General features: G+C 66.1%; 23 protein-coding genes. 12 read left to right on the top strand and 11 right to left on the bottom strand.

Annotated features, from left to right (window positions below; genetic code table 11):
* Positions 1–198: 198 nt before the first annotated feature.
* Complete coding sequence (locus tag ACIPPQ_RS16180; RefSeq protein WP_446545095.1) at positions 199–720, top strand: Lrp/AsnC family transcriptional regulator; 522 nt, start codon at positions 199–201, stop codon at positions 718–720.
* On the top strand, positions 717–1,184 hold the full coding sequence (locus ACIPPQ_RS16175; protein ID WP_297661860.1) for an Lrp/AsnC family transcriptional regulator: 468 nt from the start codon (positions 717–719) through the stop codon (positions 1,182–1,184). The genes ACIPPQ_RS16180 and ACIPPQ_RS16175 overlap by 4 nt, the downstream gene beginning before the upstream one ends.
* A 52-nt stretch (positions 1,185–1,236) precedes the next feature.
* Here ACIPPQ_RS16175 and ACIPPQ_RS16170 read toward each other — a convergent pair whose 3' ends face one another.
* The 9 genes from ACIPPQ_RS16170 to ACIPPQ_RS16130 form a co-directional block, all read right to left on the bottom strand.
* Positions 1,237–1,812, bottom strand: coding sequence for a histidine phosphatase family protein (locus tag ACIPPQ_RS16170; RefSeq protein ID WP_446545246.1), 576 nt, complete (start codon positions 1,810–1,812; stop codon positions 1,237–1,239).
* A 67-nt stretch (positions 1,813–1,879) separates the two neighbouring features.
* Positions 1,880–2,347 (bottom strand): nuclear transport factor 2 family protein, encoded by a 468-nt coding sequence (locus tag ACIPPQ_RS16165; protein ID WP_446545094.1) that lies wholly within the window; start codon positions 2,345–2,347, stop codon positions 1,880–1,882.
* Positions 2,334–3,422 carry a DUF1214 domain-containing protein gene (locus ACIPPQ_RS16160; protein ID WP_446545093.1) on the bottom strand — a complete coding sequence of 363 codons (1,089 nt, stop codon included), beginning with the start codon at positions 3,420–3,422 and terminating at the stop codon, positions 2,334–2,336. Before ACIPPQ_RS16160 ends, ACIPPQ_RS16165 begins: the two co-directional genes overlap by 14 nt.
* Positions 3,423–3,424: 2 nt before the next feature.
* Positions 3,425–4,204 (bottom strand): SDR family oxidoreductase, encoded by a 780-nt coding sequence (locus ACIPPQ_RS16155; protein ID WP_446545092.1) that lies wholly within the window; start codon positions 4,202–4,204, stop codon positions 3,425–3,427.
* On the bottom strand, positions 4,194–5,450 hold the full coding sequence (locus tag ACIPPQ_RS16150) for an NADH:flavin oxidoreductase (protein ID WP_446545091.1): 1,257 nt from the start codon (positions 5,448–5,450) through the stop codon (positions 4,194–4,196). The genes ACIPPQ_RS16155 and ACIPPQ_RS16150 overlap by 11 nt, the downstream gene beginning before the upstream one ends.
* Positions 5,447–5,887, bottom strand: a complete 441-nt coding sequence (locus ACIPPQ_RS16145) for a nuclear transport factor 2 family protein (RefSeq protein ID WP_446545090.1) — start codon at positions 5,885–5,887, stop codon at positions 5,447–5,449. The genes ACIPPQ_RS16150 and ACIPPQ_RS16145 overlap by 4 nt, the downstream gene beginning before the upstream one ends.
* Before the next feature lie 11 nt (positions 5,888–5,898).
* Positions 5,899–6,645, bottom strand: coding sequence for an SDR family NAD(P)-dependent oxidoreductase (locus ACIPPQ_RS16140; protein WP_446545089.1), 747 nt, complete (start codon positions 6,643–6,645; stop codon positions 5,899–5,901).
* 2 nt (positions 6,646–6,647) lie between these two features.
* Entirely contained in the window at positions 6,648–7,442 is a 795-nt protein-coding gene (locus ACIPPQ_RS16135) for an SDR family NAD(P)-dependent oxidoreductase (RefSeq protein WP_446545088.1), read from the bottom strand.
* A 32-nt stretch (positions 7,443–7,474) separates the two neighbouring features.
* Entirely contained in the window at positions 7,475–8,554 is a 1,080-nt protein-coding gene (locus ACIPPQ_RS16130; RefSeq protein WP_446545087.1) for a Rieske 2Fe-2S domain-containing protein, read from the bottom strand.
* 124 nt (positions 8,555–8,678) lie between these two features.
* Between ACIPPQ_RS16130 and ACIPPQ_RS16125 the strand changes: the two genes are divergently transcribed.
* Entirely contained in the window at positions 8,679–9,455 is a 777-nt protein-coding gene (locus ACIPPQ_RS16125) for an SDR family NAD(P)-dependent oxidoreductase (RefSeq protein ID WP_446545086.1), read from the top strand.
* A 16-nt stretch (positions 9,456–9,471) separates the two neighbouring features.
* Here the strand turns inward: ACIPPQ_RS16125 and ACIPPQ_RS16120 are convergent, their stop codons facing one another.
* The gene (locus ACIPPQ_RS16120) at positions 9,472–10,407 is read right to left on the bottom strand and encodes an alpha/beta hydrolase (protein ID WP_446545085.1); all 936 of its coding nucleotides are present in this window, start codon (positions 10,405–10,407) and stop codon (positions 9,472–9,474) included.
* A gap of 52 nt (positions 10,408–10,459) precedes the next feature.
* Here ACIPPQ_RS16120 and ACIPPQ_RS16115 point away from each other — a divergent pair, with 52 nt between their 5' ends.
* The 3 genes from ACIPPQ_RS16115 to ACIPPQ_RS16105 all read left to right on the top strand — a co-directional run bounded on the left by ACIPPQ_RS16115 (position 10,460) and on the right by ACIPPQ_RS16105 (position 13,306).
* Entirely contained in the window at positions 10,460–11,587 is a 1,128-nt protein-coding gene (locus tag ACIPPQ_RS16115) for a helix-turn-helix transcriptional regulator (RefSeq protein WP_446545084.1), read from the top strand.
* A 96-nt stretch (positions 11,588–11,683) separates the two neighbouring features.
* Positions 11,684–12,856: a sulfotransferase family protein gene (locus ACIPPQ_RS16110; protein ID WP_446545083.1), complete on the top strand. Its 1,173-nt coding sequence runs from the start codon at positions 11,684–11,686 to the stop codon at positions 12,854–12,856.
* Between the two features lie 3 nt (positions 12,857–12,859).
* Positions 12,860–13,306 carry a nuclear transport factor 2 family protein gene (locus ACIPPQ_RS16105; protein WP_446545082.1) on the top strand — a complete coding sequence of 149 codons (447 nt, stop codon included), beginning with the start codon at positions 12,860–12,862 and terminating at the stop codon, positions 13,304–13,306.
* A 13-nt stretch (positions 13,307–13,319) separates the two neighbouring features.
* On the opposite strand, the gene ACIPPQ_RS16100 is transcribed toward ACIPPQ_RS16105, so the two are convergent.
* Entirely contained in the window at positions 13,320–14,081 is a 762-nt protein-coding gene (locus ACIPPQ_RS16100; protein WP_446545081.1) for an SDR family NAD(P)-dependent oxidoreductase, read from the bottom strand.
* Positions 14,082–14,221: 140 nt separating this feature from the next.
* Between ACIPPQ_RS16100 and ACIPPQ_RS16095 the strand changes: the two genes are divergently transcribed.
* Genes ACIPPQ_RS16095 through ACIPPQ_RS16070 form a run of 6 tightly spaced genes read left to right on the top strand, consistent with a single transcriptional unit; the run spans position 14,222 to position 20,439 of the window.
* Positions 14,222–15,364 carry an LLM class flavin-dependent oxidoreductase gene (locus ACIPPQ_RS16095; RefSeq protein ID WP_446545080.1) on the top strand — a complete coding sequence of 381 codons (1,143 nt, stop codon included), beginning with the start codon at positions 14,222–14,224 and terminating at the stop codon, positions 15,362–15,364.
* A gap of 26 nt (positions 15,365–15,390) precedes the next feature.
* Entirely contained in the window at positions 15,391–17,649 is a 2,259-nt protein-coding gene (locus ACIPPQ_RS16090) for a TonB-dependent receptor (protein ID WP_446545079.1), read from the top strand.
* A gap of 19 nt (positions 17,650–17,668) precedes the next feature.
* On the top strand, positions 17,669–18,661 hold the full coding sequence (locus ACIPPQ_RS16085) for an NADP-dependent oxidoreductase (protein WP_446545078.1): 993 nt from the start codon (positions 17,669–17,671) through the stop codon (positions 18,659–18,661).
* Entirely contained in the window at positions 18,648–19,004 is a 357-nt protein-coding gene (locus ACIPPQ_RS16080; RefSeq protein WP_446545077.1) for a hypothetical protein, read from the top strand. Before ACIPPQ_RS16085 ends, ACIPPQ_RS16080 begins: the two co-directional genes overlap by 14 nt.
* Positions 18,997–19,620, top strand: a complete 624-nt coding sequence (locus ACIPPQ_RS16075) for a Dabb family protein (protein WP_446545076.1) — start codon at positions 18,997–18,999, stop codon at positions 19,618–19,620. Before ACIPPQ_RS16080 ends, ACIPPQ_RS16075 begins: the two co-directional genes overlap by 8 nt.
* Positions 19,621–19,635: 15 nt before the next feature.
* On the top strand, positions 19,636–20,439 hold the full coding sequence (locus ACIPPQ_RS16070) for a helix-turn-helix domain-containing protein (protein ID WP_446545075.1): 804 nt from the start codon (positions 19,636–19,638) through the stop codon (positions 20,437–20,439).
* The last annotated feature ends 36 nt before the right edge of the window (positions 20,440–20,475 follow it).

The raw sequence follows: 20,475 nt of genomic DNA, 5'->3' as shown, positions 1-20,475 counted from the left end.
CTTGATCGCGAAAACTTGCAATTAACGCGTAATCATGCATCTCTACCTAATGATTGCGTTTCTGAAAAACATTTTATCTACGCAAATGCATAATTTTTGCGATGCTGGCCGATGGTGTTGACAGGGGTGCGGCGATGCGGTCTGTGAAAGCTCATACCCGCGCGCCGCGGGTTTTTGGGCGGGACGGGAGTGAAGGCGTTGCGAAGCGCGACCAAAGCCGGAAAAAGGACACGGGGCAAGGCCGCGAGCGCGGGGCAGGATGCGGGGTCGTTCGCGCTCGACGATGTCGACGAGCAGATCATCGCCGCGCTCCGCAAGAACGGCCGGATCGCCAACCGCGACATCGCGCGCGATATGGAGCTCAACGAGGCGACCGTGCGCACCCGCCTGCGCCGGCTCGAGGATGCGAGCATGGTGCGCGTTGTCGCGATGCGCGACCTGTCCGCGATGGGCTTCGGCTATCTGGCGCCCGTCGGCGTGCAGGTGAAGGGACGGTCGGCGGGCGAGGTCGGCGCCGACATTGCCGAACTCGAGCGCGTGATCACGGTCAACGTCGCGATCGGCACGCATGATCTGGAAATCCAGGTCGTGGCCGAGACGCTCGAGGAAATGCAGGACCTGCTCACCAACGTCATCGCGAAGATCGACGGGGTCGAGCGGATTTTCCCGAGCCTTGCGCTCAAAGTGTTCAAATATAATCCGGAATGGGCGCCGCTATGACGCGTATCAGTCTCGACGAACTCGACCACAAGATCATCGAGCGCCTCGGCCACGACGCGCGCGTTTCGAACCGCGAGATCGGCCGCGAATTCGACCTGACCGAAGGCACGATCCGCTCGCGGCTCAAGCGGTTGCTCGACAATCGCGTGATCCGCGTCGCCGCGGTGACCAACGCCAACCGGCTGCGCAACCCGATCCTCGCCTATCTGTGGGTCGAGGCCGACACCGCGGCGGACATCGAAGGCGTCGCCGAGCGGCTGGCGGCGCTACCCGAAATCGGCTTCGTCGCGACGACGCTCGGCCGCGCCGATGTGCTCGCGATGACCCTGGTCGAGAATGGCAACGAGCTCACCGATTTCCTGCACCAGACGATCGACAAGATCCCAGGCGTGCGGCGCGTGCGCTACAGCCTCGGGCAGAATTTCATCAAGCATGACTATCGCTGGTGCGCATTGGTGGACTGAGGGCGCTGTTCGTCGATCGCAAAAACACGATGAATGGGCGCGCCGAGATTCCTCACGCAACCGATATGGCTTCTATTCGCCCTTTCGCGAGCCGCCAGATTACATCCTGAGGAACGGGCAGGCAGAGCGCCTCGCTCTTCGGCAATCCGAGATAGGCGCCCCTGAGGATGCGGCCGGTCAGGCCGTGTGAAACCGCAACGACGCAATCCCCGGTATCGCCCAGCCATTCCGTCACACGCTCGAAAGCCGCGTCATAGCTCTCCCCGTCGGGGGATCTGAAGAACCAGTCGAACGGTGTCGAGCCATCGAGCCGACCCGGCCATTGGGCATCGATATCCATCTGGGTCAATCCGTCCCATGAGCCAACGGACACTTCCGCCAGTCGATTGTCATATTGCGCGTCAGGAAACCGGCCGCAGCTCGCTACGATCGAAGCGGTCTGTCGGGTTCTCCCCAACGGGCTTGCGATCAATGTGTCGAAACGGATCCCGAGCGCTGCCAGCCTTTCGCCGCAAGCCCTTGCCTGCTTGACGCCGGTGTCGGTCAACGGAGAGTCGAGTTTTCCCTGAAAACGGCCGGCGGCGTTCCACGCGGTCTCTCCATGGCGGATCAGATAAATTTCGGTCATTGCCACGCCGGATATGGCAGCATTCGGGAAATTGACAAGTTGGCCCGGATGACCGCAGCCGGCCGCTTTACCCGGCGACCCAGCTCGCCTTGATGCCGTCTTCCGCGATCACCCCGTCGACGATCGCGCGCGGTTCCGAGCGCGTGTAGCAGATACGCCAGCCGTCTTCGGTGCGGCGATAGCGATCGTGGTAGAAATTGGCGAGCAGACGGAAGCTGCCGGCGCGCGGGTCGTAGGTCGCGTAGCCGAGATTCCAGCGGGCGCTCGCGACGTCGCTGTCCACCTCGATCTCGGCATTATGGCCCTGATGGACGTCGGTGATCGGGGTTGTCGCGGCCATTTGCGTGAAGATGCCGATCAGCCCGTCGAGATCGAATTCGCCGACCGGCGGGAAATCGATCACCGCATCCTTGGTGAAGCAGGCGCGGATCGCGTCGACGTCCTTTGCGTCGCAGGCATTCAGATAACGCGCTTTCAGGCGGCGGATGTCGCTTTCGGCTTCGAGCCGGGCGATGCGGGTTTCAAGATCGGTCATCGATGCGGATCACTTTCGTGTCGGGGACGGGATGGTCGGTGGCGCCGGTCCAGCGCAGCAGCATCGTGCCTTGGTGATGGCCGGCGGTGTCGATCCAGTTGCCGAACCCCGGATCGCGCGGCGCGACGACGAGGGTCAGCGTGCCGTCGGCGTTGAGCCGCGCGCTATGGCCGTTCACATGGATCCGGTGGTGGCGGTAATCGAGCGATTCCATCCAGACATTGTCGAGCTGGAAGTTCCAGAAGCTGCATTCGGGAATCCGCGTGTCGATGCGCAGCGCCTCGCCGGGTTCGAGTTGCCACCAGCCGTGGAGATAGAAGATCGTCGGGTCGCCGCCGGCGCGGAAGAAGCGCGTCTGGTCGACCGTCGCGAGCCGGTTCATCTGCCCGGCGCGGAAATCCTCCGCCCAGTGGACGAAGGTGCGCGCGGTGCCGGCAACGAAGCCGGTCACGCGTTCGAGTGCTGCTTCGAGCCGGTCGGGCGACAGCGGCGCGGGATGCGCCGGGCCGTCCACCGCCTCGATCGTCACCGACGCAGGGATTTCCTTTGCGCGGTCGAGGAAGGTCTGGCGGACGAGCAGCATCGAGCTGTCGTCGGCAAGCGGCAGCCAGTTGCCCGGCTGGCGTTCGCTGCTGACGAGGATTTCGAACGACCCGTCGGGCGCGAACGCCATGTCGGCGGCATCGAGCTCGCCCGTCGACGCCATCGTCCCGTCGATCGCATAGCGGTTCGCCTTGGTGCCGAAGCTCAGGATCGGCACGGAGCCGCGCCGGCCGCGGATGCGATAGGCCCGCGTCCCCGATATGGTCGCGTTCATATAGATATTGTCGGGATTGTCCGCGCCGATCTTCGCCGTCTCGTGCGATGCGGCATAGAAGCTCGGGAAATCGGGATCGGCATGTTCGAGCTGCATGTCGAGCGCGATGCGCAAGAGCCGGGTGAGGTAACGATAGCCCTCGGCACGGTCGAGCGGGTTGGCGGCGGCGTCGAAGCCCGTCACGATCTCGCCGGCGGCTTCGAGTCGCCGGCAGAAATCGCGCCAGACATCGGGCGAAAGGATGCGGTCGCTCGTCATCGTCACGGCGCCATATATTGGCCGCCGTTGACGTCGAGCGTCGCGCCGGTGACCATTTTTGCGTAATCGGAGAGGAAGAAGAGGAGGCTCTTGGCACAATCCTCCTCGGGCGGGATGACGCCGAGCGGGATACGCGCGGTAATCCCCGCGACCAGCGCGTCGCGGTCGGCGCCCGCCGCGACTTCGCGATCGATATAGTCATAGACCGGCTTGCCGCCGATCCAGCCCATCCGCGCCGCGTTGACGCGGATGTTCCAGCGCCCGAAATCCTGTGCCATGTGGCGCGTCATCGTGGCGAGCGCGCCCTTCGCGCTGGCATAGCCGCCCTCGCCGGGAAAGGGCGACACTTGCGACATCGTCGCGACATTGACCACCGCGCCGCCGCCGGCCGCCTGCATCGCGGGCAGCACCGCCTGCGTCATGCGCAGCGCGCCGAGGCAATTGACGTCGAAAACCTTCGCCCAGTCGTCGGGATCGGCCTGATCGACCGTGGTCCACGCGCCATGGATATAGGCGCTGTTGACGAGGCCGGTGATCGTGCCGAACGCATCGATCGCCGCCGCGGCGAGCGCATGACATTGGCCCGCGTCGCCGACATCGACCGGCACCGCGATCGCCTCGCCGCCCGCGGCGCGGATATCGCTTGCGACGGCTTCGATAAAGCCCGCGCTTCGTGCGCCGAGCACGACCTTCGCGCCTTCGCGCGCCGCGATGCGTGCAAGCGCCTGGCCCATGCCGGGTCCGGCGCCGCTCACCACGACGACTTTCTTTTCAAGCAGCATGGGCGGCCCTTTCTCCTGCGAATATGTTCTTGAGCGCCGGATCGAGCGCGTTGCCGACGACGGGGCAATGCGTGCCCGCGGGGCCGTACATGACGGCGACGCAGCGGTTGCAGGCCGTGCAGCCCGACACTGCGCGCGCGCCCGTCCGCCACGCATCGACCATGCCGGGATCGTGGATCAGCGCGCGCGCGAGGGCGATCGCGTCGAAGCCCGCCTCCAGCGCCGCATCCGCCCCCGCGAGCGACTGGACTCCGCCCAGATAGGCGAGCTTCATCGAGCTTGCCCCCAGCCCGGCCTTCAGCGCCAGGGCCTGGTCCATCAGGTAGTTTTCGTGGAACGGCGGAAGTTTCGGCACGCTGCGCTTGAGGATCGCGAATTGCAGCTTCGCGAACAGCCCGCCCTGCATTGCGGCAAGGTCGTCATAGGGGAGGGGACTGCCGAAGATCGCCCAGACGCTCTCGATATTGCGCCCCGCCGACAGCACCAACATGTCGGCGCCGGCCGCCTCGAACGCGCGCGCAGCGACGATCGCGTCATCGACGGTCGCGCCGCCGGGGACGCCGTCGAACAGGTTGATCTTGGCGAGGATCGCGAGGCGTCCGCCGGTCGCTGCCTTGACCGCCGCAAGCACCTCGGCCGGGAAGCGCGCGCGATTTTCGGGCGAACCGCCGTAATCGTCGCGGCGTCTGTTCGAGAGCGGCGAGAGGAACTGGTTGAGCAGATAGCCGTGCCCCATATGGACCTCGATCGCGTCGAAACCCGCTTCCTCGCAAAGCCGTGCGGCTTCGGCGAACTCGTGCCGAACGCGGTCCATGTCGACGCGGGTCATCGCGCGCTGGAAGAAACGGCCCATCAGTACGCCCATCTTGTCGATGCCGCCGCTCGCCGACATCGCACGCGGGGTCGACAGATCGTCGATCTGGCAGAAGCTGCCGCCGTGGGTGATCTGCGCCGACGCCTTCGCGCCCGCAGCGTGGATTGCGTCGGTGACCGCGCGGTAGTGCGGCAGGCTGTCGGCGCTCATCACCCCCTGGCCGGGCAGGGTGCGACCGTCCTTCGATACCGCAATATAGGCGAGCGTGGTCATGCCGATTCCGCCGCGCGCATAGGCGGTGTGGAAGTCGAGCAGCGCGCGCGTCGGGCGCATGTCCTTGCTCATCATCTCGTTCGCCCCCGAACGGATGAAACGGTTCTTCAGCGTGAGCGGGCCGATCTTTACGGGGGTGAACGGATTGCCGGTCATCATGCAGGCTCGGCGATGAGGTCGGCGGGGGCGTCCTTGGCCCAGAAATCGGTTTCGACCCGCTTCGCGATCCGCCATCCGTCCGCGGTGCGGACGAGGTCGTCGACATAGGTACAGCCGACGAAGAAGAGCTCTTCGCCCTGCGGCCGTGCCAGCCGCATCGGGTTGAACAGCATTGCGCGCGCGCTCGCGCGGTCTCCGTCGAGGCGGATCAGCGGCAGCCCGATCAGATGTTGGGTCAGCGGAAAGGGCGCGAGCGCGCCTTTCAGCCACGCCTTCATCGTCGGCCATGTGCCGGCGGCGCCGCCTGCCGCGCGATAGTCGACCGTCGCGCCGGGGACGAACACCGCGTCGAGTGCGTCATAATCCTTTGCGTCGATCGCGAAGACGTAAGCGGCGAGCAATTGCTGGATCGCGATGATGTCGTCCGTCGCCCGCATCGTCCGCCTTCTCAGCCGAAATGGGCCTGCCCGCCGTCGAGCGGGATGGTGGCGCCGGTCAGATAGGCAAAATCGGGACCGCACAGCGCCGCGACGGCATCGCCGATGTCGGTTTCGCAGTCGCCGACGCGGCGGAGCGGGATCGTGCGGAAAAACGCCTCGGCCTCTTCCGGATTGTTATCGATCCAGCCTTGCAGTCCCGGCGAATTGGCGTGCGGCGCGATCGCCAGCACGCGGATATTGTCCGGTCCCCATTCGGCGGCAGCGGCGCGGGTCAGCGCGCGCGTCGCCTGCTTCACCGCGGCATAGGCGCCATAATTGGACATGTCCCAGCGCACCGCGGCCGAACTGGCGAGGTTGATGATCGTGCCGCCACCGCGCTGCCGGAGGTAGGGGTGGCAGGCCTTCATCAGGCGGAACGACGCGAGCGGGCCCGAGGCGAAGCCCGCTTCGAACGCGCTGTCCTCGACCGCGAGCAGCGGCCCGAGCGGGACTTCCTGTGCATTGTTGACGAGAATGTCGATCCCGCCGAAATGTTCGGCCACGGCGCGTGCTGCGGCAGTCACCGCCGCCGCTTCCTTGATGTCGGCGGCGAAGCAGGCGGCCTGCTCGCCGATCTCCGCCGCGACCGCCTCAAGCTTGGCGGGCGTGCGCCCGACGAGCGCGACCCGGGCGCCGCGGCGGGCGAGGGCGCGGGCGATTCCGCGCCCGACGCCCTGACCGCCGCCGGTGACCAGCGCGACCTTGCCCGCCAGCATCGTCAGAGCGTGCCGGCGAGGCTCGCCGGCGCGCCGGGCAGGGCTGTCTGATAATAGCCCGCCGACCAGCCGCCATCGACCGCGAGTTCGGCGCCGCTGATATAGCTCGCCTCGTCCGACGCGATGAACAGGCTCGCGCGCGCTATTTCTTCGGGCTCGCCGATCCGCTGGAGCGGGACGCGCTCGTAGCCGACGTTGACCGCGTCGCCGGTCAGCCCGAACGGATTGCCCATCTGGGTGTTTACGCCGCCCGGATGGACGGTGCAGACGCGGATGCCGCGCGGCCCCAGTTCAAAGGCGAGCGATTTCGACAGCCCGCGCACCGCCCATTTGCTCGCGGTATAGGCGGACAGGCCGTTGCAACCGCGGAGGCCATCGACCGACGAGATGTTGACGATCACCCCGCGTCCCGCCGCGATCATCGGCTGCGACGCATGTTTGGCGCCGAGCATCGTGCCCATGACGTTGATCGCGAGCACGCGCTCGATATCCGCGGCCGGCATCGCCTCGATCGGGCTGAAATGGACGACCGCGGCATTGTTGATCAAAATGTCGAGCTGGCCGAAGCGCTTGACCGTTTCGGCTACCACGCCCTCCCATTCGGCGTCCGAACGCACGTCGAGCTTCAGGAACAGCGCATCGCCGCCGATCTCCGCTGCGGTCGCCCGGCCCTCGTCCTCCAATATGTCGCACAACACCACCTTCGCGCCCTCGGCCGCGAAAAGGCGCGCAGTCGCGGCGCCCATGCCTTGCGCCGCGCCGGTGACGATCGCGACCTTGCCTGCCAGTCTTCCCATGATTTCCTCTGCTTCTGTTTGTATGTCGCCGGTCAGGCGATTTTCTGTTCGAACGGCGCGGACAAGGTGCCGCGCGTGACGTGGGTGCCGTTGACGCGCTTCTGGAACTCTTCGGCGCGCGCGCGCGGGTTGTAGAATTGCCGGTACCAGATGCGCAGCTTGCCGATCGGGCCGTCGCCCTGCACCGCCATCGGATTGACGCACGGCTTCTTGTTCGACCAGATTTCGAAATCCTGCGCGAAGGCGGCGCAGGCCGCGGCCTGATAGGCACGCGCCATCGCCACATCCTCGTCGGTGGGCTCGGCATTGGGCACCTTGACCAGCAGCGCGTGCCAAACCTTCACAACACCGTCGTCGACGGGTGTGTGCGCGATCATGATGATCGACGGGAATTGCCCGGACATGCGCGATTGCAGGATGCCCGGCCCCGTATACCAGGTGTCGGTTTCGAGCGGGGCGTCGCCCTGAAGGGTGCGGTGGCCGGCGCGCAGGCGCTGGACGATCCGGTGGCCGTCGAAATCATTCTCGAACAGGTCGACGGCGTCGTTGCCGTGGACGGGCTCGAAATGCGCGCGGTCGGCCATATTGTCGAGGATCTCGACCGGGTGGCTCGCGAGCTCGCCGAGCCGGTCGAGTTCCCATTTGACCCAATGCGGCTGATAATATTCTTCAAAAGGCGGCAATTCATATTCGGGTTCGCCGCCTTCGGGATCGTGCCACATCCAGATGCAGCCTGCGCGCTCGATCACTGGCCAGTTTTCGAGCTTCGCGGCGGCGGGGATGCGCTGCGGCGAATAGGGGATCTGGTTGCAGCGGCCATCGGGGCCGAAGCGCCAGCCATGATAGGGGCAGCGGATCGAATCGCCCTGCACATGCTCCTGGTCGCGGATCACGAAGCTCGTCTCGTTCTTCGCAAGATGTGCGCCCATGTGCGGGCAATAGGCGTCGACCAGATAGACCTGTCCCGACTCGCCGCGATAGAGGACGCGGTCGCGCCCGAAGAAGCGCACCGCGAGCGGCTTCGTGCCCTCGAGCTCGGCGGCGGCAGCGATCATGAACCAGCCGCGCGGAAAGACCTGGTCGCCCAGTCCATATTCTGCGGTTGTCGCCATGGAAAGAACCTCTCTTCAATCTTGTATTTGCATTTTGCGTTGCAAAAATTGATATCAGCATCGCATTTAGGTGATATATCTCACATTGAATAACATCATGCAAGATTGATCAAGGAGGATGGCCATGGGTACGGGACCGATGTTCCCCGCAGGGGCGGTGCTGATTTTCGGGGCGACGGGCGGGATCGGCGCCGCAGTCGCGCGCGAGTTCGCGAACGCCGGAAGCGATGTCGCGATCGTGTGGCGTTCGAAGGAAGCGGAAGCGAAGGCGCTCGCCGCCGACATCGAAGCGGCCGGGCAGAAGGCGAGCCTGCATCGCTGCGACGTCACCGATGAGGGCGTGCTGGCGGCGACGATCGCCGATGCCGCCGGCGTGCACGGCCGCGTCCATACTTTGGTCTGGGGCGCGGGGCCGCTCGTCGAGCAGGTCGGGCTGGCCGAAACGACGATCGACCAGTGGCGCGCCGCGATCGACGTCGAGGTCCATGGCTTTTTCAACGCTGCGCGCGGGATTATCCCGCATATGCGCGCGCAGGGCGGCGGGTCGCTCGTCCATCTGGGATCGGCGGGCGACCTGCGCTGGCCCGACAAGGACGGGCTGTCGGTGGCGCCGAAGGCGGCGAACGAGGCGCTGGTCAAGGGTTTCGCGCGCGAGGAGGGGAGGAATGGCATCCGCGCCAACACGGTCCTCGTCGGCGTGATCGAGGCGGGCATGTTCCTCGAACTGTCGAAGCAGGGCGTGTTCGATGAGGCGTGGACGAAGGAGGTCCACAAGAATCTGGCGCTCAAGCGCTGGGGCCAGCCTGAGGAAATCGGTCATGCCGCTGTCTTTCTCGCCTCGTCCAGAGCTGCGTATGTCACGGGACAGCAGATCGCGGTCGCGGGCGGATACGGGGTCTGATCCGCCCGCGCGCATCTCATGCTGCCGTTTCCAGTGCGAAGGCGCGGCGCAGTCCTTTCGCCGCGGTACCCACCGCGACGTCGGCCTGCGGCAGCATGCCGAGCATCGAGGCAAAGCCGTGGATCACGCCCGGGACCTGGTTGTGGGTCACTTCGACCCCTTCGGCCGCGAGCCGCGCGGCATAGGCATTGCCTTCGTCGCGCAGCGGGTCATATTCGGCGGTGATCACGGTGGCGGAGGGCAGGCCGGCGAGGCTCTCGGCGCGGATCGGCGCGGCATGGGGGGCGGGCGCCTGATCGGTATCGCCCAGATATTGCGCCCAGAACCACTGCATCATCGCACCCGACAGGAAATAGCCGGCGCCGTTTTTGATATAGGAGGCGCGGCTGAAGTCGTTGTCGATGACGGGATAGAAGAGGAGCTGGTGCGCGATCGCCGGGCCGCCCTCGTCGCGAAGCTTCAGGCACAGCGCGGCGGACAGGTTGCCGCCCGCACTGTCGCCGCCGACCGCGATCCGCGCGGGGTCGACGCCGAGCGCGGCCGCCTGTTCCTGTACCGCGATCAGCGCGGCGCGCATCGCGTCGAGTGCCACCGGATAGCGATGCTCGGGCGCGCGCGGATAATCGAGCGACAGCACCGCGACTTCGGCCGCCGACGCCAATGCGCGGCACAGCGGATCGTGGGTATCGATTGTCCCGAACACCCAGCCGCCGCCGTGCATGAAGAACAGCAGCGGCAGGTCGGTGCCCGGCGCGGGATGATAGAGGCGTGCGTTTACGGGACCTGCCGCGGTGTCGAGGGTGAGGTCGCGTACCTCGGCAACCTCGGCCTTGAAGACGGGCATGGGCTGTTCGTCGGCAAGCCGGAGCGCGGCAACGTCGAAAGGCGGTTTCATGTGCGGCAGGTCGCCGATCATTGCGAGCAGCTGCGCGAGCGCGGGATCAATGGGCATGGCAATAGGCTCCTGTTTGTGGAATGGAATGGATGGAAATGAGGGAGCGGCAGTGAAGACCGACGGGATGAATGCGGCGCTGTCCGGCCTGCTGTCCGACCTGTTCGGCGGGCTGCTGGCCGAAACGCCGTGGGAGGATTTCCTGCGCAGCCTCGCGCTCTACCTCGACGCCAGCTATGCGACGTTGATCCTTACGATGCCGGGAGCCAGCCGTCCGGGCACGCTGGTGACCCCGGGCGGCGATCCGCGGACCGCCGAAGACTATATCGAAAGCTATTTCGTCGACGATCCGTTCAAGGGGCTGCCCGAAGGCAAGGTGACCGCGTTCACCGACTTCGTGCAGGGCGACACGCGGATGAGCGATTTCTGGCGCGATTTTCTCGAGGCGGCGGGCGGCGACCAGATATTGGGTATCGACCTGCGCTTCGACAGCGGGTTCGAGGCGCGGCTTCGCGTGACGCGCGACGCCATTCGCAGCGATTTCACCGTGGCGGAGCGCGAGGCGCTGCAGGAAATCGTCCCGCATCTGCGCAACGCGATCCGCCTGTTCGAGCGACTGCAGGCGGCGGGCGCCGAGCATGGCGTCTATCGCGGCGTGGTCGAGCAGATGGGGGTGGCGGCGATCATTCTCGACCATGACGGCAAGGTGGTCCGCGCCAATGCGGTTGCCGAGCGGTTGCTGGGCGAAGGCGACGGGCTGGTGGTGGCGGGCGGACGCCTGCGCCTTGCCGCGCCCGACGCGCATCGCGCGCTCGAGAAGCTGCTGAAGATGCTCAAGGCCGACGCCGATCCGGTCGCGGCGCCGCCGCAGCGCTTCCGTATCGAACGGCCGTCGGGGCAGCGCGACTTCGGCGTCGTCGCCAAGGCGGTGACGACTCCCGCTTTCATGCGCGGCGGCAAGGGTGCGGCGCTGGCGCTGTTCGTCAGTGATCCGGGACAGGATCCCGCACCCGATCCCGAAGCGATCCGCGACCTGTTCCAGCTGACGCGTATGGAAGCGATGCTGGCGGCGGCGCTGGCCGGCGGCGGCTCGCTGGTCGAGGCCGCCGACCGGCTCGGCATCGCGCACAATACCGCGCGCTCGCACCTGCGTTCGATCTTCGCAAAGACCGGCGCTCGCCGTCAGTCGCAGCTTGTCCACCTGCTGCATGCCGGGATGACCGAACTGGGAGGCGGATGATATTAATCTATCAGTATGCGTATATTCTGACTTGGACAGATACGAATTTCGTATAGTATGTGTGAAAACAGCAACGCTATGCGAATGAGGTGTGCGATGGGAGAGATGGTGAAACAAGTGCCCGACCGGGCGACGCTCGTGGCGCGAGCGTGCGCGGATACCGGGCTTTCGGATTTCGGCGACACCTGGTTCTTCGCCAACATCGATGCGCTGATTCCCGCGCTGAACAGCGAAGCGCGATTGAGCGAGGCCGGTGTCGGCAGCGCATCGGCGATGATCGTCAATGGCCTCGTCAACCGGCTGCGCCATGTCGAACTGGTCAAGCGTCACCCCGAGATACTGGACGAGACGGTCGAGGTCGCGGCCGTGGCGGTCGGCCTGCCGCGCACGGGCAGCACGATGCTCCACCGGATGCTCGCGTCGGCGCCCGGAATGACCGGTACGCGCTGGTTCGAGACGCAGAATTATTCGCCCATGCCCGGCGAGGGGCGCGGCGAAACGCATCAGCGCCGCGAGACGGCCAAGGGCTTCCTCGACTATATGCTCGCGACGATCCCCGACCTGATGTCGATCCATCCGATGAGCATCGACCAGCCCGACGAGGAGCTCATCATCCTCGGCCAACTCTATTCGAGCACGATGATCGAGGGCACCTATCATGTCCCCGGCTATGCGCGCTGGCTGACCGAAAACGACCGTGTCCAATGCTACCGCGACCTGGGGCAGATCCTCCAGTCGCTGCAATGGCAGGACCCAAGCCGCGCGGGCGCGAAATGGGTGCTCAAGACGCCCGGCCACCTGCTCGCGCTCGATGCGGTGATCGAGGTCTTCCCCGAGGCGAAGATCGTGATGACGCACCGCGACCCGGTGGCGACGGTGCCGAGCTATTGCAGCATGGAGCACAGTCTTTACCAGATGGTGTCCGACCGCGTCGATCCGGCGAGCGTTGCCGCCTTCTGGGTGCCGCGACTCGCCGAACTGCTCGACCGCTTCATGGCGGTGCGCGGACAGGTCGCGGGGCAGAATTTCATCGACGTTCGCTACGCCGACCTGCTGGGCGATCCGATTGGCGAGGGCACGCGCGTGCTCGAGGCCGCGGGGATCGCGGTGACCGACGCGGTGCGTGCGGGGATGGCCGAGTGGATCGAAGCCAACAAGCGCGAAGATCGCGCGCCGCATAAATATGCGCTTGAAGATTTCGGTCTGGTCCGCTCCGATGTAGAACAGCGTTTCGCGGCCTATCGAGCCGCCTTCCTGGAGGGGAAATAGATCATGACCGAAGCCGTCAATCTCGCCGCGATAGAGGAGATCCGGCTGCTCAAGGCGCGTTACCTGCGTGCGCTCGACACCAAGGACTGGGCGCTGTTGCGCAGCCTGCTTACCGACGACATGATCGGTGACTTCCGCGAGATGCCGGGTGAGACCGACGAAGCCTTGCTGACCACCGGCGCCGAGGCCTTTGTCGCGGGGGTCACCGCGGCGCTCGAAAATGCCACGACGGTCCATCACGTCCATAGCTTTGAAATCCGCTTCACCGGAGCGCGCGACGCCGAAGGCATCTGGGCGATGGACGACCATTTCTGGGCGGGCGAGGGAAGTGACCTTGCCGGTCGCTCGCGCCACGGTTTCGGACATTATCACGACTGCTACCGCAAGGCGCGCGGGCGCTGGCTGATCGCCAGGACCCGGCTCAGCCGTATCCGCGTCGAGCGCGACTGACGCGCTCTCCGGTTCATTCGGGCATCGGCGGATAGCTGGCGAGGAAGCCCGCATCGGCGATGATTTCCTGCCCGTTGATCCCGCCCGAGCGCGGGCTCGCCAGGAACAGTGCGAGTTCGGCGATATGCTGCGGCAGCAGCAGGCCATCGGCCGGGAGCGTGAGCGCGTCGGCGGGCTGGATCGGCGCGGATTCGGTCACGCCGAGGATCGCCGTTGCGACGGGGCCGGGGCAGATCGCGTTGACGCGCAGCCCTCGCCGCGCGAAACTCTGCGAGGCTGAACGCACCGCGCCGATCACGCCATGTTTTGCGGCGCTGTACGCCGCGGCGACATTGAGTCCGATGATCCCCGAAGTCGATGCGGTGACCACCGCCGCCCCGCCATGCTCGAGCGCGGGCAGCACCGCCTGCAATCCCAGCCAGGCGCCCTTGAGATTGATCGCGATCATGTTGTCGAGCGTCTCGGCGTCGGTATCCTCGAAGGCGGTCTGCGCATAGGCGCCGGCGTTGAGAAAGGCCGCATCGAGCCGCCCGAACTCCTGCTTTGCCGCGGCGACCATTGCGTCATTGTCGGCGGCGCTGCCGACGTCGCAGCGGATTGCGCGCGCGCGGCCGGCCGCGGCGCGGACCTTCTCCGCGATCGCTTCGGCGCCGGCTTCGTTGATGTCGGCGACGATGACCGCGGCGCCCTCTTCGGCGAAGCGCAGCGATGCCGCCACGCCGATCCCCGACGCCCCGCCCGTCACCAGTGCGACCTTGCCCTCGAACATGCCCATCGCAGACCTTCTCCCTTGTCGATTGTGTCTGCTGCCTAGCATCGACGGCCGCGGGCGAATTGATCCAATTGGACGAGGAGCGGGTGCGACCAGCCGCCCTATGCACCCCTGAAATCAGACGGTGGAGAGGGTCGCAGGCCATGAAATTCTCGATCATTTACGAAGCGCAGATGGTGGACACATCGCGCGAAAACGAAGCGCGCTGTTTCCACGAGATCGTCGAGCAGGCGGTGCTCGCCGAGGAAATGGGCTTCGATACCGTCTGGGCGGTCGAGCACACCGCGCTCACCCAATATGCGCATATGTCGGCGCCCGAGACCTTTCTCGCCTTCCTTGCCGGAAAGACGACGCGACTCGGCATCGGCCACGGCGTCGTCTGCCTTCCGCCCGCGATGAACCATCCGGTCAAGGTCGCCGAACGGATCGCGACGCTCGACATATTGTCGAACGGCCGCGTCCATTTCGGCATGGGCAAGGGCGGGACGCAGCAGGAAGCGGGCACCTTCGGTTATGATCTTGCCGAACTCCAGCCGATGATCGACGAGAGCATGTACCTGATCCCGAAGATCATGGTGCAGGATGAGATCGAGCATGAAGGGACGCACATCCGCATCCCGCGCCGCCCGATCCACCCCAAGCCGTATCAGGACCCGCACCCGCCGCTCTATATGGCGTGCACGCGCGCCGACGCGCTGACGACCGCGGGCGCGCGCGGCATCGGCGCGCTCGTGCTGGGCTTTGCCGGGCCCGACGATATCGCGAGCAAGAATGCGATCTATCGCGCGGCATGGGCGAACCGGAAAGCCGAGGATCAGGTCGGGTTCCGCCCGACCGAGCATCTCGCTGCGCTTTGCCCCGCGCTCGTCCTCGATGACCGCGAGAAGGCGCGAAAAATAGGTCTGCGCGGCCAGCGCTTCTTCGTCGAGTCGCTCGGCTACTGGTATCAGGGCGGACCCAAGCCGACCGTCGAGGACCTGTCGGGCGACGAGCAGGCGGCGATCCTGCAACAGGAAAAGGCGGCGGTCGTCGCCTATCTGTCCGAAGAGAAAATCACGATCGGGTCCGAACATACCGGTGCCTATGAAGAGGTGCAGGATGCCTATGGCACGCCTGCGGACTGCATCCGTTACGTCCAGCGGCTGTTCGACGCGGGCGCCGACGAGATCCTCTTCCTCTTCCAGATGGGCGCGGTGCCGCACGAGGTGATCCTCGAGACGATCCGCAACATCGGAACGCATGTGATCCCGTATTTCCGGGCGCAGGCCGCAAAGGCGGCGGAATAGATATTTTTGAAATTCAGGGGGATAGAGTGAAGACTTACAAGCATATCTTGCGTGCGGCGGCCGCTTTCGGGGCGCTTGTGGCGGCCCATCCGGTTCAGGCGCAGGAGCAGGCCCAGACGGCGGAAGGCGTGAGCGAAGCGGAGTCGACCGAGATCGTCGTCACTGCGCGGCGGCGCGAGGAAAAGCTGCAGGACGTGCCGATCGCGGTGACTGCGATCGGCGGCGACGCGCTCGACCAGCGCGGGTTCGACGGCGTCACCGACGTCGCGCAGGTCGCGCCGAACCTGCAGTTCACCCCGGGACAGGGCGGCAACAGCGGCGGCGTATCGGCGTTCATCCGCGGCGTTGGCGAGAATGACTTCATCATCACCTCCGACCCCGCGGTCGCGCTCTATATCGACGGCGTCTATGTCGCGCGCAGCTTCGGCGCGACGACCGAACTGCTCGGCATCGACCGGATCGAGGTGCTGCGCGGACCGCAAGGCTCGCTGTTCGGCAAGAACACGATCGGCGGCGCGATCAACGTCGTGTCGCGCGTGCCGGGCGGCACCCGCCTCGAAGGCGACGTCCGCTATGGTTCGTTCAACGACCTGCGCCTCCGCGCCAATGTCGAGGCGGGGCTGACCGACACGCTGTCGATCGGCGTCGCCGCGCTCGGCGAATGGGGCGAGGGCTGGCAGAAGGTGCCCTCGGGCAAGAATCTGGGCAATCGCAACGTCCAGGCGGGGCGCGTCTCGTTCCGTTACGATGCGTCGCCGGTCGACATGGTGCTGACGGTCGACGGCCTGCGGCGGCGCCAGAACAGCACGCCGCACGCGATGCTCGCCTTCACGCCGACCTTCTTCTCTGGCCTTCAGTCGGCCTTCCTCGGCGCCTGCTGCACCGCGCCGGGCAGCATAAAGCGCACCGACACGACCGCCGCGCTCAACCGCGACGACACCGACGCGGCCAACGCGACGCTGACCTTGTCGGTCGATGCGGGAGCGGGAACGCTGAAATCGATCAGCGCGTATCGCTGGGTCCATGCGATCTTCGGCCGCGATGGCGATGCCTCTGCGGCCGTCAATTACGCCGGTGACATCCACGACGAAAGCGCCCGCCAGCTGTCGCAGGAGCTGCAATATTCGACCGAGCTGTTCGGCGATCGCGGCACGCTGCTGCTCGGCGCCTATGCGTTTCGCGAAAGGACGCGCGACGACACGCGGCTGATCGTCGCCGACGGGCTCTATCCCGCGCTGATCGGGGCAGGGTTCGACCCGGCGCTCGCGACCGCGCTCGATTTCAACATCGATTTCGCGAACCGCCAGACGACGACCAACTATGCGCTGTTCGGCAATTCGACCTTCGACATCACCGATGCGCTGACGCTCGAACTCGGCGCGCGCTATACGTGGGAGAAGAAGGCATTCCGGCAGAGCGCGACCCGGATTTACAGCCATCAGCCGCTGCTTGCGGGGTTGCCCTCTTACCGCCTCGTCGAGGACTGGAAGGCGTTCACGCCGCGCGCGTCGCTCGCGTATAAATTCACGCCCGACGTCCTCGGCTATGTCTCTTTCTCGCGCGGCTTCCGCAGCGGCGGCTTCAACGGTCGGCCGACCTCGGTCGAGGAGATCGGCGCTTACGATCCCGAATATCTGAACGCGTATGAGGCGGGTCTCAAAACGGTGCTCGGCGGGCGCGTGACGCTCAATGTTTCGGCCTTCCGCAACGATTACACCGACCAGCAACTGCTCGTCTCGACGGTCAGCCCGACCACCGGCCTGATCGTCGTGCGCACCGACAATGCGGGCAAGTCGCGGATTCAGGGGATCGAGGTCGAAACCGACATCCGCGTTTCGCGCGGCCTGCGCCTCAGCGGTTCGTTTGGCTATCTCGATGCCAAATATCTGCGCTACACGTCGGTGATCGGCGGCGTTCCGACCGACGTCAGCTTCCGCAATCCGAAGCAGGCACCCGACCTGACCGCGAGCGGCAGCATCGTCTATTCGACCGCCGTATCGGACGCGATCGACGCGAGCTTCCGCCTCGACGCCGCCTATCGCAGCCTCACCTATATCGACGTCGAAAATACGCCGATCCTGCGCGCGCCCGACCATGCGATCCTCAACGCGAGCGCTGAATTTACGCTGCCCGCGCGCGGGCTGTCGCTCCGCCTCGCGGTTGACAACATCACCGACAAGCGCGTGCTGACCGCGGGTTACGACGCATCGACCAGCTTCGGCTTCGTCGAGGGCTATTTCAACGATCCGCGCCGTTATTCGGTGACGCTCAGCTTCCGGCGCTGAGGATGTAGGAGGAAGCGATATGCGCGCGATGGTGATCGATGGCTTCGGCGGCGCGGAAGTGCTGCACTGGGGTGACGTGCCGACGCCCGAACCCGGGCCGGGCGAGGTGCTCGTGCGCGTCGTCTGCGCGGGGGTGAATCCCGCCGACTGGAAGACGCGCGAGGGCAAGCTCTCCGCCTATATCGACTATCATTTTCCGTTCGTGCTCGGCTTCGATCTCGCGGGCATCGTCGAGGCGACGGGCGAGGGCGTTGATGCGTTCCGGCCCGGCGACCGCGTCTTCGGCATGTCGCGGCAGGGGCAGGGCCTCGACGGCTCCTACGCCGAATATTGTATCGCCGACACCGCCTTTCTCGCGCCGTTGCCGCCGGGGTGGAGTTTTGCGCAGGCGGCGGCGCTGCCGGTCGCGGGCACCACGGCTTATGGCGGGATCGCCGACGCCGGCGAATTGCGCGCGGGCCAGTCGGTGCTGATCAACGGCGGCGCGGGCGGGGTCGGCAGCATCGGCATCCAGGTAGCGAAAGCGCTTGGCGCGCGCGTCGCGGTGACGTGCGGTGCGGACAACCAGGTCTATGTCCGCGGACTCGGCGCCGAGCTCGCGATCGACTATCGCGGTGGCGATGTCGCGGGTCAGATTCGTCAATGGGCGCCCGACGGCGTCGATCTGGTGCTCGATGCGGTGGGGCTCGATACGCTGCTCCCCGCCGCGCTCGACATCGTCGCGCCGGGCGGCCGTTATGTCGAGATCGAGACGCTCGTGTCGCGCGCGGACGACGCACTGGTTGCAGAAGCCGCGGCGCAGGACATTGCCATCCTGTCGAACATGGTCGCGGTCGCGCGGTTGCCCGACCATCTGAAGGGGCTTGCCGCGCTCTGCGCTACGCGGGGCGTGAAGCCTCCGGCGATCGAGGCACTGCCGCTCGGTGAGGCGGCCGAGGCGCACCGGCGGGTCGAGGCGCAGCATGTCCGTGGCAAGATCATCCTCGACGTGGCCGACCATGACGCAGGGTGAGCGGCGGATGATCCACGCGATCGACGAGATCGTCGCGAAGCCGGGCGAAGGCAAGGCGCTGCTCGAGGATTATCTGGCACGCTATGCGCCCGGCGCGCGCGAGCGCGGCATGCACCTTGAACAGGTCCTCGTCAGCCCGCCGATGTGGCTCGACGACCAATCCAATACGCTGACCTTCCGCTGGTCGATCGCCGACACGGGTGGCTGGTGGCAGATGCGCTTTGTCGGGGGCAACGATCCCGCGGTCGCCGCTTGGTGGGCCGAGGCCGATGTGCGCGCGGTCAGCCGCCGCCGCTTCTTCGCGGCCGAACCCGCCGATATCGAGGGATTGTGCGATGTTTAAGCTGACCCGTCTCGTCACGCTCGCCGACCCCGCGCGACTGACACCGCTCGCGGACGAATTGCGCGCTCTCGCACAGACGCATGAAGCCTGTCGCACGCTCGTCGCGCCGACCCTGCCGGGCAGCCATTTCGGCGGCGACCTGCTCGCGCATTTCGCGTTCGACAGCATGGAACAGCGCGACGCGTTCGGCGCGGCGCTTGCGCCGCTGCTGGCCGGGAACGCCGTCGACGGCGCCGATTATCAGGGCGCACCGGGTGGCAAGCACCACCCCGACATTGCGAACGGCGTCTATCGGGTGCTGCTGCTCAGCGTCGACGATGGCCGCGATCCCGAAACCGTTGCCGAGTTCGAGGCCGAAACGCGGATGATGCCGCATTACATCCCCGCGATCCGTAACTGGCAGCTCAGCCGCACCGATGCGGCGATCGGCGAGCGCCGCTGGACGCATGTCTGGGAGCAGGAATATGCCGGCGTCGAAGGCCTGCTCGGTCCCTATATGCTCCACCCCTATCATTGGGCGCGGGTCGACCGCTGGTTCGACCCCGAATGCCCCGAACGCATCGTCGACGCGCGGCTCTGCCACAGCTTCTGCGCGCTTGAGGCATCGATCCTTTAGGGTGATAAGCAGCCGATGACGGCACCCGCGCCCCCGCACATGCAAAGCGTCTATCTGGTCGAGGCGTTGAAGCGCGTGCTGAAGGAGCGCGGGATGACGTATGCCGATGTCGCCGATGCGCTGGGTATCAGCCATGCGAGCGTGCGGCGCACCTTTGCTCAGCGCAGCTTCACCCTCGCGCGGATCGACGAGGTTTGCGAACTGGCGGGGATCGATTTCCTCGCGCTCGCGCGCGTGGCCGACGAGATGCGGCCCGCCTTGCCGGCGACCTTGACCGATGCGCAGGAACAGGCGCTCGTCGACGAGCCGCTCGCGCTCTTCTGCTTCCACCTCGCGCTCGGCGGCTGGACCGTCGACCGGATCGCGGCCGACTATGCGATCGACCAGACCCAGCTCATCCCCGCGCTGATGAAGCTCGAACGGATCGGGCTCATCCAGCTCCTTCCCGGCAATGTCATCCGCCTGATGACCGCGCGCAGCATCGGCTGGCGGCGCGGCGGGCCGATGCGGCGCTTTTTCGACCGGCGGGTGAAGGAGGAGTTCCTGCAATATGACTTCTCGGCGCCGGGATCGATCTGGGAGTTCGAGATCGGCGAGCTGTCGGACGCGTCGCGGGCGCTGCTCGAACGGCGGCTCGCCAGCCTGTTCCGCGAGGTCCGCGACCTCGTCGCACGCGACGCGCCGCTGCCGCCCGCGATCAAGACCAACGTCGGGCTGCTGATCGCCTCGACCCCGATTCCGCTGCCGATGGTCGCGCGCGACGTCGGGTCGGGCTCGCTCGGCACCGAGAGGCGCAAAAATCGATCCTTCGAGGATTGAAATTCGCTATTCGAGCGCGACGCGCTCGGCGACCCG

It is taken from the genome of Sphingopyxis sp. LARHCG72 (genome assembly GCF_052871675.1).
This window is presented reverse-complemented; position numbering and strand designations above follow the sequence as displayed.